Origin of the sequence: Rhizobium sp. BK312 (assembly GCF_014193605.1) — a bacterium.
Lineage (GTDB): Bacteria > Pseudomonadota > Alphaproteobacteria > Rhizobiales > Rhizobiaceae > Rhizobium.
Genome location: NZ_JACHZP010000012.1, coordinates 28,524 through 43,484 on the forward strand (window position 1 = coordinate 28,524; position 14,961 = coordinate 43,484).

At 54.9% G+C, this 14,961-nt stretch carries 17 protein-coding genes and 1 pseudogene; 9 read left to right on the forward strand and 9 right to left on the reverse strand.

Annotated elements, in window-relative coordinates:
- Positions 1-19: 19 nt before the first annotated feature.
- A complete protein-coding gene (locus tag FHT85_RS26990) occupies positions 20-514 on the reverse strand; it encodes a response regulator (RefSeq protein WP_310235711.1) in 495 nt (164 codons plus the stop codon).
- 297 nt (positions 515-811) lie between these two features.
- On the opposite strand from FHT85_RS26990, the gene FHT85_RS26995 reads away from it, so the two are divergent.
- Positions 812-1,057 (forward strand): hypothetical protein, encoded by a 246-nt coding sequence (locus tag FHT85_RS26995; RefSeq protein WP_146746712.1) that lies wholly within the window; start codon positions 812-814, stop codon positions 1,055-1,057.
- A 167-nt stretch (positions 1,058-1,224) separates the two neighbouring features.
- Here FHT85_RS26995 and FHT85_RS27000 read toward each other — a convergent pair whose 3' ends face one another.
- Positions 1,225-3,006: a B12-binding domain-containing radical SAM protein gene (locus FHT85_RS27000; RefSeq protein ID WP_183774601.1), complete on the reverse strand. Its 1,782-nt coding sequence runs from the start codon at positions 3,004-3,006 to the stop codon at positions 1,225-1,227.
- Between the two features lie 307 nt (positions 3,007-3,313).
- Between FHT85_RS27000 and FHT85_RS27005 the strand changes: the two genes are divergently transcribed.
- The 5 genes from FHT85_RS27005 (at position 3,314) to FHT85_RS31045 (ending at position 5,357) form a co-directional block, all read left to right on the forward strand.
- A complete protein-coding gene (locus FHT85_RS27005) occupies positions 3,314-3,523 on the forward strand; it encodes a cold-shock protein (protein WP_112401250.1) in 210 nt (69 codons plus the stop codon).
- A gap of 471 nt (positions 3,524-3,994) precedes the next feature.
- Positions 3,995-4,204 (forward strand): cold-shock protein, encoded by a 210-nt coding sequence (locus FHT85_RS27010; RefSeq protein ID WP_112338760.1) that lies wholly within the window; start codon positions 3,995-3,997, stop codon positions 4,202-4,204.
- A gap of 111 nt (positions 4,205-4,315) precedes the next feature.
- The gene (locus FHT85_RS27015; RefSeq protein ID WP_181476413.1) at positions 4,316-4,486 is read left to right on the forward strand and encodes a hypothetical protein; all 171 of its coding nucleotides are present in this window, start codon (positions 4,316-4,318) and stop codon (positions 4,484-4,486) included.
- A 176-nt stretch (positions 4,487-4,662) separates the two neighbouring features.
- The gene (locus FHT85_RS27020; RefSeq protein ID WP_112338761.1) at positions 4,663-4,914 is read left to right on the forward strand and encodes an Sf3a2-prov protein; all 252 of its coding nucleotides are present in this window, start codon (positions 4,663-4,665) and stop codon (positions 4,912-4,914) included.
- A 179-nt stretch (positions 4,915-5,093) separates the two neighbouring features.
- Entirely contained in the window at positions 5,094-5,357 is a 264-nt protein-coding gene (locus FHT85_RS31045) for a DUF982 domain-containing protein (protein WP_112401249.1), read from the forward strand.
- Positions 5,358-5,641: 284 nt separating this feature from the next.
- Here the strand turns inward: FHT85_RS31045 and FHT85_RS27030 are convergent, their stop codons facing one another.
- The 7 genes and pseudogenes from FHT85_RS27030 to FHT85_RS27060 all read right to left on the reverse strand — a co-directional run bounded on the left by FHT85_RS27030 (position 5,642) and on the right by FHT85_RS27060 (position 11,858).
- Positions 5,642-6,013 carry a hypothetical protein gene (locus FHT85_RS27030; protein ID WP_112338763.1) on the reverse strand — a complete coding sequence of 124 codons (372 nt, stop codon included), beginning with the start codon at positions 6,011-6,013 and terminating at the stop codon, positions 5,642-5,644.
- A gap of 490 nt (positions 6,014-6,503) precedes the next feature.
- Positions 6,504-6,800 (reverse strand): hypothetical protein, encoded by a 297-nt coding sequence (locus FHT85_RS27035; RefSeq protein ID WP_112412873.1) that lies wholly within the window; start codon positions 6,798-6,800, stop codon positions 6,504-6,506.
- Positions 6,797-7,060 (reverse strand): hypothetical protein, encoded by a 264-nt coding sequence (locus tag FHT85_RS27040; RefSeq protein WP_112412874.1) that lies wholly within the window; start codon positions 7,058-7,060, stop codon positions 6,797-6,799. Before FHT85_RS27040 ends, FHT85_RS27035 begins: the two co-directional genes overlap by 4 nt.
- A gap of 650 nt (positions 7,061-7,710) precedes the next feature.
- Positions 7,711-7,920, reverse strand: a complete 210-nt coding sequence (locus tag FHT85_RS27045; RefSeq protein WP_183774604.1) for a cold-shock protein — start codon at positions 7,918-7,920, stop codon at positions 7,711-7,713.
- Positions 7,921-9,068: 1,148 nt separating this feature from the next.
- A pseudogene (locus FHT85_RS27050) lies at positions 9,069-9,393 on the reverse strand (IS110 family transposase); the annotation flags it as partial.
- 722 nt (positions 9,394-10,115) lie between these two features.
- Positions 10,116-10,280 (reverse strand): hypothetical protein, encoded by a 165-nt coding sequence (locus tag FHT85_RS27055; protein WP_162709796.1) that lies wholly within the window; start codon positions 10,278-10,280, stop codon positions 10,116-10,118.
- A 762-nt stretch (positions 10,281-11,042) separates the two neighbouring features.
- Positions 11,043-11,858: a transglutaminase-like domain-containing protein gene (locus FHT85_RS27060; RefSeq protein ID WP_112412748.1), complete on the reverse strand. Its 816-nt coding sequence runs from the start codon at positions 11,856-11,858 to the stop codon at positions 11,043-11,045.
- A gap of 345 nt (positions 11,859-12,203) precedes the next feature.
- On the opposite strand from FHT85_RS27060, the gene FHT85_RS27065 reads away from it, so the two are divergent.
- The 3 genes from FHT85_RS27065 to FHT85_RS30680 all read left to right on the forward strand — a co-directional run bounded on the left by FHT85_RS27065 (position 12,204) and on the right by FHT85_RS30680 (position 14,863).
- The gene (locus FHT85_RS27065; RefSeq protein WP_112338769.1) at positions 12,204-13,100 is read left to right on the forward strand and encodes a transglutaminase N-terminal domain-containing protein; all 897 of its coding nucleotides are present in this window, start codon (positions 12,204-12,206) and stop codon (positions 13,098-13,100) included.
- Positions 13,101-13,176: 76 nt separating this feature from the next.
- A complete protein-coding gene (locus FHT85_RS27070; protein WP_112412747.1) occupies positions 13,177-13,992 on the forward strand; it encodes a transglutaminase-like domain-containing protein in 816 nt (271 codons plus the stop codon).
- A gap of 640 nt (positions 13,993-14,632) precedes the next feature.
- Entirely contained in the window at positions 14,633-14,863 is a 231-nt protein-coding gene (locus FHT85_RS30680; protein ID WP_405048054.1) for a hypothetical protein, read from the forward strand.
- Positions 14,864-14,961 lie beyond the last annotated feature (98 nt).

The window sequence follows — 14,961 nt, forward strand, 5'->3', positions numbered from 1 at the left end:
GGCTATTCACATCGATTGGTTACGCGGCCATTCTGACGAGTGCGTCTGAGACCTCGCGAGCATCGTAAGGTTTCGAAAAGAAGATGCTTCGCTCGGGCATTTCAGTTACGTCCGGCTTCCTCATCCCGGAAACAAAGATGATCTCGACCAGCGGCCACCGCTCCCGTATGATTAGGGCCAGCGCTAACCCATCGATCGATCCGGGCATCTGGATATCGGTGAACAATATTTGAATCTCCGAATGATTGGCAATCAGTCCCACCGCTTCATCAGCGTTGTGAGCTGCAACCGGCTGAAAGCCTAGGTCCACGACAATGTCGATCGCCATCATAAGGAGGAGAGGCTCATCTTCAACGACGAGCACTTTGGTAATTTCTCGTATCATGCGATCACCCACTGTTGCCAACGGCTTTAAGAGCGGAAGTCTTTTTTCTAAGGCGGAAGGTTGTCGGCGTTCGGGAGCGAAGGTGGTAGTCAGCTGATGCGCCCGGATTTCAACGGCCTCGAGAACCATTTACTCTGATGACCAAACGGTCGTCGCGAGCACTTGTTCCTGAAGACTTTATCTTTCCGAACTGTGTCCCGGCTCCGGCAGCCGATTGTTCGATTTGCCGTGGTTTCTGACTATTCTTGCACCGGCAAGGCTACCATCCATAGGCAAGTAGATATGGTTGCTACGAGGCATAGCAAGAGCCTTATCGCCAGTATCTCTATCGATATGAGCGCTCATTTATAGACTCACGATAATAGATGTGGTCGATCCTATATCGGCAGACCATTCCACCTCTATGTGATAATATAAATTCGATTGATGAATGCAAAGACTACTAGGGTTTCTGCCATCTTTCAGGAGGGCGTGATGGCAGTTCGGACGAAACGATATGACGTGCGTAGAGAAATCGATTTTTCATGGACCGTCTATGATGTCTTCACAGGCATGACGGCGCAGCCTTCAACCTGGCGCCTTGAAGCTTTGCCTGAAAAGGAAGCGCGTGTCTTCTGCGCTATCCTTAACGAAAAAGATGCCGATCGTCGCAGCGTCACGGATGAAAGCTAAGATTACTATCGGGCCGCACCCTGATGAATGCGCCTCTGACGGTTACTAGCCTGCAGCTACAGCTTTATGCGGTAAACGGGCAAGGAAGAAGTTCTGACCGAGAGCCGGAAACCTGCTTAGCCGATCACGAAAGCGGTGGACCAGACGTCTCGCTCACACGCTATTCTTCACCCCGCAGACGAACGTTTGGTGAGTTCGGCGATCTTCTTGACATGCTGCACCGCAGCATGTCCGCCTCTCGTCTGCGTAAAGAGGGAAAGATGCGTGTCGTCATCATCTTTAACCGGCATCAGAGCCTGATCCATATAGGTTTTTGACGACGCATTCCGAGCAATGAGATAGGCCGAAAGACACAGGCTGACAATTGCCCCGGCAAGCCTCACATGCTTTACCACGGTTCCGCCGACAAATTTCGGCCAAAACCACAAGGGGTGTTCCCGCTTCAGACCCGGCCGTCGTTCGTCGAGGCGTTTGAGCCTCAATATGCCGCTTTGCAGGGGATGGACGTTCTCAAGCGGTACCGTTGTCGCAAAGGATATCAAAACCTTCACCAGGCTGGCGAGCGGCACACCCGTCGCGACGGCACGGCGCAGCAGAGTTTTCATGTGTTGCGGAGAATAATAGAGGGACCATGCCTCCTGATAGATCGCCTCCCACTCCACCTTGCTCATCTTCTCGTGCGCGGTACAGACATGCTCAACGTCGTACTTGTTGAGGTCGGGGTCCATGCCGATGCCATTGCGCCAGAGCTTTTGATGGTCTTCCGAGCCAGGTAGAGGAGTCAGTACGAAGAATTCGATGACATCAAGTGGCAATTCCTCCTGAATGATCCGGATGTCGCGACGAATGGTGTCGGGCGTATCGGCAGGAAAACCAAGGATATAGCCCGCAAGCGTCATGATACCCTGCGCCTTCCAGGCGAGCAGCATCTTGCGGTATTCGGTGATCTTGTTCTGGTTCTTCTTGGCGGCGACGAGATTGTCGGGATTGACATTCTCAAGCCCGATAAAGACGCGGGTGACGCCGGCGCGCTTGGATTTCTCGATGAAGTTTGGGATCTTGTGACAGAGCGTGTCGACCTGGATCATCAGGCCCAGTGGAATGCCATGCTTCTCCTTCAACTCGATAAGGCGATCGAAGATGGCTTCCCAATCCCGGTTACGAGCAAAATTGTCATCCGTAATAAAGAACTTATGAATTCCCTGTGCCCAATTCAGGCGCACGAGCGTTTCGATATCGTCGGCGGAGCGAAAACGCGACTTGCGGCCCTGGACATTGATGATCGTGCAGAAGGAACATTGATATGGGCAGCCGCGGCCCGCATCGAAACTGCTGCTGAGGCCGAGCGTATGTTGGATGCTATCCTTGGGAAGGAACGGCACCGGGGCGCCATCGATGTTCGGCAGGTCATTCATGAAATTATAGAGCGATTTCAAGGTGCCTTCAGCGGCATCCCGGATCACTGTTTCAAGCCGTCCCTCTGCTTCGCCTGCAAACATCGCTATGCCCATGTCTCGGCAGGCGTCGAGCTCCACGGCCGCGCCGTCGAGCATGGCCAGGCAGCCGGAAATGTGAAAGCCACCCATGCAAACCGGGATATTTGCGTGACGGAATGGACGCGCAATATCCAACGCGCGTGGATATTGGTTGGATTGAACGCCAACAAGCGCCACCATTCCGAAATTCCCGTTCCTGCGCAGCGTTTCGATGAGCGCAGCGGTTTTGATGCGGGTGTTGGTCTCATCGATCACCACAATGTCGATGCCGATATCGGGACCAAGGATCTCGCGCTCCGCGCAGTCGCGGGCAATGCCGTAAATGGCAGCCAACGAATTCGAAGGAATCATCGCTCTCCACCATCTGATAACGTAACCGTCGTCGTCGTAGTGGGAGGGCTTTATAAGGACGAGTTGGAAGCGTCGATGACGCGCCTCGAGATGCTGAGCCAAAGAAATCTATCTTTCGGTTTGAGGCGCTGGCGTAACCTAACAGGCAATAGTGCAGATGCAAGGAATAGATTCGGCCTTCCGATTTTGCCGCCAATCTTGATCAGGCTTTCGGCGACAATCGCCGTTCGCCAATAAAATCAGCTTTCATACATTGCAAAATCAGAAATAGAACCTACGTACAGTGTGTCGACCGTTGCTTGTGATGTCGCTCAAGAGCCCAAGGCTCCCTCGGATTTCCTCTCAAATAATCGATCTGATCCTGCAAGGTATTGCGGGAACCACGACAACTGCTTCGAAAGGAATGACCATGGCCACAGGCACTGTGAAATGGTTCGATGCCGGCAGAGGATTTGGGTTCATTAAACCCGAGGACGGTGGCACGGACGTATTTGTCCATATCTCCGCCCTGGAACGCGCGGGGATGAGTGCACTGAAGGACGGCCAGAAAGTGGACTATGACCTTGTTCAGGATCGTAAAACCGGCAAAAGCTCTGCCGACAATCTGCAGGCGGTTTGAATTTGTCATTCCTTCGGCTGACCACGGATGTACTGGCAGCTGAAGTGAGCGACTGTGAGAGGTCGGGGTAACGCCCGGCCTTTTGTTTTGCTTCGTTGGAAAACCGCACGCGAAACCGGCGCGTCCAGCCCATCGTGCAGATAAAAAGGGTGCGAGAAAAGCTGATATTCAGAATACTTCCTTATTTGCACGGTTCTCTAACAATTATGATGGCAATCCATTGATTTGAATTGCGTGTATTATCCATGTGTTTTACCATGGTTTCATGTATATTTATAGTAATTCAATAAAATTGAATGACGACAACATTGCTAACGCAAGAAATTTATTCTACGAGTATCTATCGGATTTGCTTAGTTAGCTTTGTTTCTGCGCGCAGGCGCATTTGCTGATCTTCCCTTTCAAGCTCGATCATTGATGGCGCGCATACCCGCGGGCTTCGTAATTTCATGCGATTGAAAGGACATCGTCATGGCTAAAGGCATCGTGAAATTCTTCGACATCAGTAAGGGGTTCGGCTTTATTGCTCCGAGTGACGGATCCGCGGACGTGTTCGTTCATATCTCCGCGGTGGAGCGGTCCGGCATGTCTTCTCTCAGGGAAGGCCAGACGATTTCCTTCGACCTGGTACAAGACGTGCGTAACGGCAAGAACGCCGCGCAGAACCTTTTGTCCGCATAATCAATCAAGCGATCGGCTCGCGCCGCCTTAACACGGATGTATTGGCAAGCGGGACCGCAAGCCTTTGAAAAGGCCGGGCGATCCCCGGTCTTTTTGTTTTGGAGAGACACAATGACAAAGACAAATGCAGAGAAGATCCTTCGGCGAGCACTGCGCCAAGTCAACAACACGAGTGGTGGCGGGCATCTCGGCGGCACGAATTTCGGGCAGGCCTTCGATGCGAAGACATCATCCAGCAAGAGCAGAAACGATAAATCCCGGAAGCCTGAGCGCATCAAATAGCCTTAAATGGAGAGCGATACTGATTTTGTCAGCGTCGCTCTTGTCTCGCCTCGACCAGCAGATCGCGATCCTTCGGGGCGATGGAACGGCTTCTTTTAAATGCGGCCTTTGTGATGACCGCATACGCGGCCTGTTCGTCAGTGCTCATCGCTCCACGCCCTCAGGAGGAAACAGCTATGCAAGTCGAAAATCGTCCAGGTCCGTCAGGACACCGCGTGACGTCGAGCCCTCCTGATCCGATCGGCACAGAAATACTCGAACTCCCGGATTTGAAAGCCTCGGATGAGGCGACCAGAGAGGCATATGAGCGTGGTGGCGAAGCTGGTATGCGGGACGTGACAGGTGAGGAAAATCCTTATCCGGAACGAAGCGTGCTCGCCAAGGCTTTCGAACACGGCTACCTCGATGGCCAAAAGGTGCAGAGATAAAACTGTAAGCTATCGAAATGGCGGGTTCTTTCAAAATCTCGCCAGAACCGTACCCGGCCCTCCTGGAAGAACCCTATCTGGAGAAGAGGCCCACGAATCCTCAGGATTCCCAAATTGACTTGTCGTGTCGATCGCCATCGCAGACATTTCCCCCTGCGATGATGTCGGAGAGGAATTAAATGGGCTCTGTCATTAACGTCGGATTCTCGCTCATCTGGGAGACACCGGTCCTCATCCAGGGAGCAGGCTTTTGCACCCGAGCCATCAGTGGACCAAGAGAAGCGCTTCGATATCTGCAGAAAGATTTCGATCAACACTCCGGCCAGCTTTATTGGGACGCGGTTTTTTCCTGTATGACAGCGCTTCGATATCGCTCCGCCCCGAGCGTTGCCCGTCAGTATTTTCTTTTCGCCTGTGACAATGCGCATATCGACGCCAGTTAGCCTGGCGACCTCTGTGGCGACTAGCGAACGGAAAGGAGCTAGTGGGTTCAGCGTTCACGAAATCACTGAACCGCTCCATCCTTGAGATCGCGAAGACTCAGATTAAAGCGGAAGTAGGATCAGGCAACACGCGTCGCGATCTTGCTCGACAAGTGACGATTCTTTAGCGCACCATTCTCAGTGAGCAGCCGCAACCCCAATTTCTTCAAAAGCTCAATCCGTGTGGCGGCACCGGGAATAGAGGACGATCCAACGACCGTCCTCTGCTCCTCGACGTCGTCCGGCTATTTGGCTACGTGCCAGACGTTGCCAATGCCATCGCCGTTCATCTCGCCTGCCTTTTTGTCTCCGGCAAATGTGTAAAGCGGTTTTCCGCCATATGCCCACATCTTCTTGCCGTTGGCATCCTGGACTAACGACCATTCGCCCTCGGCCTTGGCTTTGTCGGCAGCGTGAAAAGCTGGCCACTTTTTGAGGCAATCCTTGTCGCAGTTTGATTTACCTTGAGCATCCTTGTCGAAGGTGTAAAGCGTCATGCCCTTTTCCGTGGCCATGATCTTGCCCATTTTAGTGTCGACCATCTTGACGGGCTCGGCTGCCAGAGCCGGCAAAGTTGTTGCGGCGAAAAGGCCGATCGCGATCAGCAGCGTTTTCATAACTTCCTCCCATTCGGACTGCCGACGGAATGTCAGCAGTGCCCGACACAGTCGAGGAAAACGTCCGGAAATCAATGTTGTTCCATTGAGCGACCGGGTACACGGCCGGGGCAACCGCCTTCGATGTCAAAACCACTCTTGATTGCTTTTGCTCGGCGGATGGAAGTCGCGGGCAACTGTTAGATCCTCAACCACCTGCCTGATTATTTCAGCTTAGGATTGCTTCGGCAGGGATCTGTTGGGTAAGCGCAAGATCAATTTCACTCCGGAACGTCGTCCGCGCATGTCCGGATCTATACCCCAAAACCAAGCTTAGCCAATCTTTGCTCTGAAGACGCGACCAGCCGTTTCATTCGAAGCGATGCATTCCGAATCTGGACCTAGAGAGCGCCGACATCGTTTTCCCATCTGCTAGGTGCGATGGTATTTGATCGTTGCTCGATCTGGTCGTCGATAGTCCTGCTGCTGCTCCTTTTGCGTTCCTTCAGCTTCAGCCGAATGTCTTCTCTACGAGGGTCGCACCAGCGCCGGGTAACACGCTAACCAGTTCCAGAGCATCCTCTGTCGTCACGCGTTCATAGCGCTCGTCTTCGTTGCGAATACGGTATTGCAGCATGTTCCCCCTCGCAGGCAATGTGCCGGTGACGCGATAGATGTCCGTCGATCTGGAAGGAAATGTGCGAAAACCGTTTTTGAGCTGCACCAATTGTCCCACCGCGAAGATATGTGTCGCTGGAGTGCGACGGATCGGGTGGCCATTGCGCTGTAGAATAGCTGGTGTGGTCATGATTGCTGTTGGTCCTTTTCGAGGATGGTTTCGAGGTCCGATATATTGATCGGCACCATCTGTTGTGCCGAACCCTGCATGGCAATCGCCGGCAGGTATATGAAGGCGGCAATACGCCGCCATGCCAGCCGAAAGACGCCTTCGAGAGGTTCCTCGTCGTAATCGACGCGATATTCTCCGGCCGGCAGTGGCGCTTCGAAGCCCGGCAGCTGGAACGGATATGAAAAGCGAATAACGGTTTGCGTGGTGCGACTGTTCATGACGGCAGGCCTCCACGGGAACACGCGGATGCGGCTCCCTTAATCATTCACATTTGAACTGAAACGATCCCAAGCTGCCCGGTACAACGGCCGTTCCCGTTTTCTAATTGTGTGTTGCGGCCTACAAGTCCTAAGCGCCGAAGGTCGCTATGCTTTTTGAGCTTTTGAAGAATTGGCTTTGGAACGGGTAGCCTTTTCGGGCGCCTCCGCCACTGGCTGAGCCCAGCCGAAGTGCGCGGAGTCTCTCCGTCTTCTTCTCTCTGATTGTAGCCTCAGCGTCCACGATATCCCTTGCCGCAGCGTCTGTCTGGGTAAGCTTTGATTCAGCCGAGATGTCTTGCGTTGGTAATGGGACCGGATGACATCAATGCCAATCGGAAGGGACGTTCAAACTCTTTGTTTCGAACCCAACACTATATTGCGCGCTATCTTCCGCATCAGACAAGCAGTATAGAATCTGAATGCGGCTCAAGGGGGCCGAGCTTCCAAGAAAGCCGGCTTTTAACAGGATTGTCTCACTCAACCGGTAACGCCAACAGTAGATACGGTTGTCCGGTTGGCAAAATAAAAGGCCGGGCATGGACCCGACCTCTCACAGTCATTCGGCTCAGCTGCCAGTACATCCGTGGTCAGCGGAGCGAATGACAAATTCAAGCCACCTGAAGGTTGTCAGCGGAACTCTTACCGGACTTGCGGTCCTGCACGATGTCGTAGCTGATCTTCTGGCCGTCCGAAAGCGAGCGCATTCCCGCGCGCTCGACAGCAGAGATATGGACAAATACGTCCGTGCTGCCGTTATCAGGCTGAATGAAGCCGAAGCCCTTGACGGAATTAAACCACTTCACAGTACCAGTGTTCATAACGATGTCCTTTCAAAGCAATCGTTGTGGCGCCCGCGATGCCTTGTGGGCTAAGATCGATTATTTGAGAGGAGATCCGACGGGAGCGCAGGGCTCTTGAACGACGTCACAAGCAATGGTCGATGTCCTATATATATACTCAATTTTTGATTTTACAATGGATAATGCGGAAATCGACGGTGCGCACCCAAGCCACACGCTGCAAAAACGTTCGCCATCTTCGCCATCAAGACTGGCATACAGGAACAAACAAGCGCAGCTTCTTCGCGCCATCGAAGGCCTTGGCAACCGTATAGACGGCTTACAGGAACGTCTCCATAGAGCCTTTGAGCACGAACTACCGGGCGCGCGATGGGGCACATGACACAAGCCCCTATCCCCTAAAACGGACAGGGGCTCTTTTGTTTTAATGCGCGGCGCGGAGGCGGGCATGAAGATGATGAACAGATCGCGTTACTGGCTTGGCGGCTTGTCGTTGCTTCTGACGTTTTAGGTGTCTAGCTGCCTGTGCTCAAATGCCTTCGAGGCGCGGCTACCTTAGGGATTAGGATTACCATTTTTGGGTTCTTTTTGTGCGCCGGCTTTCGCGCCACGCTCATATGCGCTAGCGGCGTTGCTCGATGGAATGCCTTGTGTCAGATGTGGGTTGCTTGGGATATTTTACCATAACCAGTTTCCTCGACGATGGTTTTCTATTGCTGAGCTGGAACGACCGCCGGCGGGGTAGTGGTTGATGGTTGTGCAGTTATCTGCGCCGAGCCATTAAGATCCGTCCTACCGGCGTACGGCCAAAAACCCCAGGCGAGCAGCGTGACCACCATAATCGCAAGGACCGCGATCCATGAGATCCAGGGGTTGTAGCGATCCGGAGTCGTCCTGAGGTCTGGCTTTGGTCTATTATCATTGCTCATCTGGTGTACTCCCTGATGGATAAATCGCAACTGCGGCTAAGGTTCCGGCTATGCAAGGCAAAGAGAGAGGCGCACCATGGAAAGTCGGCGGGTGGTAGGAAGTTTTTGGGTAACTGCTGGCGAGGCACGTGGACGGCACATTCAGCTGAGACAGCGATGCAACCCCATCAACGGAATGGCTCAGCTCAGGTCCTGGTAGAGACGCTTCACGCGCTCAGTTTTGAGCGCTACTCGATGCTATGCGGTCACTGCCACTCCTGTGGTGGGATCGAAGGGCTCTCCGGTCTGGAGCACGGCGTGCACGATGACCGCAAGCTTTCGTGCGACAGCCACAGCAGCTCTTTTGAAACCGATCCTCTCCCGGAGCTGAACCCCATGTTCGCAAGGAACTCTGCACGGAGCTGCGCATGAGAATGACCGACGCTGCTTCGTAGAGAAGCCCATGCAGACGGCAATCGCCGTGTCGGGATATATGGCCGTCGTAATCGACTTCGCCGGATTGGCAGCGTCGTGTGGTGAGGCTGTCGAGTTTCACGACGCTTTGCCCCAGATTTTCATTTGCGGTTGATCCATCCAGTCGCCGGGAACCCGTTGATGCTCCGCTATATCGAGAGCAAAATATGGTCACGGCGAACTGCAAAGTCGGGTGAAATCTAGACTTGAACAGCGGATGCGTCTACGCCGTCGAGAACGGCGCCCCCTTCATTTTCCCAGGCTGCTAGGGCGGCCGGATTTGCATTCCGCTTTTGCCGACGCGAACGCGGGTAGCCACCAGGCGAAATCGTCGCCGCACGGATTCTTCGGATGGTGATTATGTCGTCATCATGGTCGCCGCCCGGCGATGGTTCCATATCGGAAGTCACATATTCAGCCTTCTTGAGCACCCGGTTTAGATTTGTCTGCTTATTTGACATTTCTCAGCTCTCTCGTTGGGGTCGCCTCGGCCGGTTGCGTTCGATACGCAGGGCTTTGAGCAGGGCAGCGTTTTCCAGTCGTTTGGCAATGTCACCTGTATCAATCGCGCGAAATACCGTGGCGGTCTTTTCGCGGATGGGGCATTGGAAGCCCTTTGCGACTCTTCTGGCGGAAGTCACTCTAACCGGCGGCATAACGGCATTCCTTTGCTGCTGGGTCTATGGTTGGCGCTGCTGCCAGGCGCTCGTGGTTCTGGCAGCAATCCTCCACCCGACCGGTCCCCAGATCAGGCGAAGTGCGTAAACAGAACCCGAAAGAAATGCCGCAGAGCGTTCAAAGAAGGGCGCGTTCAATCCGCTCAACGGTAGCTTAGTGGCAGCTTATGATCTGCTCTTTCGAAGAGCTAATATCGCGCAGGCGACACTCTTCTCGGGCGATCAGGAAGCGCAAATCTTTTACTTCCCGCTCGTCCGTCACCCCAGTAAGGCGCTCACGAAAGTATTGAATGTTGGCAGCTGCGACGAGGCGGTCCATGGCACTTTTCCTTCCATGGAAATATTTCCACGAAACACCGTGCGCCCGTTGGAGTGCTTTGGCAACAACTTTAAAATAATGCTGTAATATAGCGCTGCTTCGTATGCAGCGCCAAATCGAAGCCACCCATATGCCAGAAGGAGTCCGCCAGGGGTGCTAACGGACTCCAAAAAGCTCAGATGCCAGAACAGGTAACAACGAACCGAGCAGGTAGGTTAGACCACGCTAACGCAAGATTAGCGAATGAATTCCGTTGATCCTTAGGCGACCGAGGCGATGCTGCCAAAACTGCCTTCGTGGGCAATGGGCGCACGCGAGATCAGCATCACGCTGATCATGGTTCATTCTGGAGTTACCGCAAAAGAAACAGCGGGGTCATCGGTACGACCCCGCTCAAGGCGTCCGATCATGAAGTAGCATGTCGGCCTGGATTTTTCCCAACTTCAGTCTCGTTAAGGACGAATCTCAAGATCGCATCTGTTCGTTTGCGGCCCTTCCTCCTCGATCCGCACTGGCATTCTCGATTGGTTGACCAGCACAATGCCTCACGCGAGGATGCGATTGCTGCAAGGGCCACAATCGTCACCATGCCGCATTCGCCGTCATTCGCTCCGTTCTGCAAGATACCGCATGGGCTCGAGAAACGTGTAAGCTTGCTGAACCCCAGCTCGCAAAGCTTTCCTACGGACATCGTGACCGGGATCAATACGTCGTTCATTCATCAGCAACCGCCGCACCGATCGGGTAGCTTCTGGCGTTTACTCAGGGCATTGTATCCGTGACGTCATAGGTCCAGACCCGGAACGACTTCAACAGATGCGGACCGAAGGAAATAATCAGTGGAACATCCGCGGCGTCCCGCCCGCAGGCGACCACGATGCGGCCGATGCGCGGAATATTGTTGCGCGGATCGAAGGTTATCCATCGCCCGCCCAGAAAAACTTCGATCCAGGCGCTGAAATCCATCGGGTCGAGGATCGGCACGCCGATATCGCCCAGGTGACCGTTGATATAGCGCGCTGGAATGTTCATGCAGCGGCAGAAAGCGATGGCGAGATGAGCATAGTCGCGGCAGACACCAATGCGCTCCTCATAAGCTTCCAACGCTGTACGCGTTGAGCGTGCATCCTGATAGCCGAACGTGATGTGCTGGTGAACGAAGTCGCAGATTGCCTGAACTCGACCCCAGCCGGGAGCGATGTTGCCAAACCTGTCCCAGGCAATCTGGCTGAGACGATCGGTTTCGCAATACCGGCTACCCATCAGGTAGACGAGGCAATCGTCCGGCAGCTCGCCGACCGGCAGCGCCTGCGCATCTGAAAAGACAGGATCATGGGCGCCGCTGTCTTCGAGTGTGCCATCACCCCAGATCTGCAGGTCTCCCGTGGGCGCGGTGAAGCGACGGCAGACATTGCCGAACAGGTCGAGGTAGGAGGTGGTCGGCGTCTCAGGGTTTGTCGCGACGACATCCGGCGATCGCACATCGGCCGACCGCTCAGGTCGTGGCGTCAGCATGGTGACCATCGGCGTCGGTTGGGGGAATGTCACGGTAATGTCGTAGCCGTAGCGGATGAGCATAAGGTCATATCCCTGACGCTGGCTATGGCGGATTGAACGGGGCGCCGCCGTCAACCGTGGCGGAAATGCCCGCATCTGCATCCCATGACATAGACCACGATCGTCGAAACGCCAAATGCAAAATGGCTGGAGACAACAGCGGCTGACGACGCTACGATGACGAACCATGTTGCGGCGGAGCCGCCAAATGCTTTGTGACGGATGCGAATCGGCCGCTGCCGCCGGCATTCATACCTTCTGCCGGCGAAAGATATCTGCGTCGGTATTAGCTTTTGCATCGCTCCGGGCGGTAGTGACATCCAGGTCTCGAAAACGCTCCTTGTCCGCAACTCTCGTTGGTGATTGATGACCATATTCTTCGTAAGGCATGTTACCTCCTACCGGTACAAGAGGCCGGTCGAGTTCGGTGAGCACCGGCTGATGTTCAGGCCGCGCGACAGTTTCGATCAGACGCTGTTGAGTTCCCGTCTTGAGGTCGATCCCAAGCCGGAATACATCCGATGGATCCATGACGTCTTCGGCAATTGCGTCGCCGTGATAGGCTTTGCCCAGGCCGCTCGTGAGCTTCGCTTCGAAACTGCCATCCGCCTCGACCATACGCCACACGTCTCAATCGATCTTCAGATCGACGACGAGGCGCTGACCTATCCTTTTTCATACGATCCAGACGAAGCGCTCGACCTGGAGCGAACCATTGAGCGTCACTATTCCGACCCCGACGATGAAGTCGGCAAATGGGCAGGGCAATTCCTGCGTATCGGCCAGCCGACCGAAACCGGGCACCTCCTGATGACGATGTGCTATGCGATCCATGAGAGTTTCATCTATGCAAGGCGCTCGGCGCATGGAACGCAGGCTCCGCTGGAAACCTTGCAGCTTCGCCGCGGGACCTGCCGTGATTTCGCGCTACTGATGATGGAGGCGGCCCGATCGCTCGGACTCGCCGCGCGTTTCGTCACCGGCTATATCTACGTTCCCGATCGCGACGGCTCGACGACGCTTGGCGGTGGATCGACCCATGCCTGGTGCCAGATCTATTTGCCCGGCGCCGGCTGGGCGGAATTCGATCCCACCAACGGCATAGTCGGCAATCGCGACCTGATCCGCGTCGGGGTCGCCCGCGATCCGAGACAGGCGGTTCCTCTGTGGGGCAGCTATGACGGCAATGCATCCGACTTCGACGATATGTCGGTGCAAGTGAACGTCACTACCGACGATCTTGGGGGCAGGCGGCGCGGCTAGCGGAACACCTTCGTCGCCCGAGCGTTGCTGCTGGATAGCTGCTTCGGCATAAATTCCTCTCCTGAAGGATACCACGATGAAGATACGCGCCGGTTTCTGTCTGGGCTATCGATGCGAGCAGGACACCCCGATGCTGCTGGTGCTGAACATTCATCCCTCCCGCCGTGCGGATCTCTTGACGGATCAGGTGCTCAGTTTCGACCGTCCTATCGAGACCTGGGGCTATATCGACGGCTTCGGTAATGCCTGCAGTCGGATCGTCGCGCCGGCCGGGCTGACGACAATTTCGACCGAATTCGAGATCTACGACGGTGGGCTGCCGGATCCCGTACCGGACAATGCCTTCCAGCACGACATCAAGGATCTGCCCGACGACGTTCTGGTCTATCTGCTTGGCAGCCGCTACTGCGACACCGACCATTTGGGAGATTTCGCCTGGAAGCAGTTCTCGTCTACGCCTCTCGGCTGGCCGCGGGTGCAGGCTATCGTCGATTTCGTGCATAACCACATTACCTTCGATTATCAGAAGGCGGATCCGCTCAGGACAGCATTTGGTGGTTTTAACGAACGCTCGGGCGTCTGCCGCGACTTCGCACATCTCGCCATTGCGCTTTGCCGTTGCATGAACATTCCCGCACGCTATTGCACCGGCTATCTCGGCGACATAGGCGTCCCGAAAGATCCTCACCCAATGGATTTCAGTGCGTGGTTTGAAGTCTATCTTGGAGGACACTGGCATACGGCCGATGCCCGACATAACACGCCGCGCATTGGCCGAATCCTGATGGCGACCGGTCGGGACGCCACTGACGTGGCGCTCACCACGGCGTTCGGCCCCGCAATCTTGTCACGTTTCGAAGTCTTGACCGAGGAAATTTCCAGCGCTGGTTAAGATGACTCCTGGTCAAACTGCGACGAGGAACTCTGAAGCTCATTCGGGAAACTCGAGGCTTGCGAGCCTTGCCTTTGGCGGATGGAGCGGCACAGAGGGAGCGATCCAAGATTTAGCCGTTCGAGATCCGCATATTGTCGTCCGCGTAGCTTTCTGCCGATCTCCGTAGCGATACAATGGCTTGTCGGATTTACAGTGTGCTCCGTCGTTGCCGGTCGAACTGAACTCCGCGAAGCCTGATGCCTTGGGTTTACCTTCGCTATCTGGATAAAGTGCACCGTCCGCACCCACCATACCGGGTTCGCGTCTCAAACCGGTAAGTGCCTTGACGATTTTCTGAGCTTCGTTGCGGAGTTCAGTTCCGGCTCGTTCACTTCGATCCACGAGAGCGAGCGGCGCCGCTTCGTCAGCGAGCTCCGGGGTATAAGCGGACGTCTGCCTGGCAAATCATCTCGCTCTATACGCGTTCGGTCAGCTTTCTGAGGCGCCGTTCGTGACCTGGCTTGACAACGGCTGTCCACCACTACCATCCGAAGCATACAGAGAACCTCTATAGGCTTTCACTGGTAGCGTAGATGCAAGCGAACGTTTGTCGTTTATCCTCACCGATCTCAATGCCGATCGAGGATGGCCGGAAGCTGTGGCGGGGTGCGCCTACGTGATGCACGGCGCTTCGCCAACCCCGTCCGGCGACCAGACCCGCCAGGAAGATTGGATCGAATCCGCTGTCAACGGAAACCTCAGGGTGCTGCGAGCGTCGCGTGATGTTGGGGTCAGGCGTGTTGTGCTGACATCGGCATTTGGCGCGATCAGCGTCGGCCACAAGCCTGACTATCGTCGACCATTCGACGAAACGACTGGAGCGACTTGAACGGCAACGTTGCGCCATCATTTCGGCCGTTGAAGCACACCTTGCACGTGCCGGAAAGCAGACCTTGTCTAGTTTCAAGGTACCGGCATCTTTGCGCC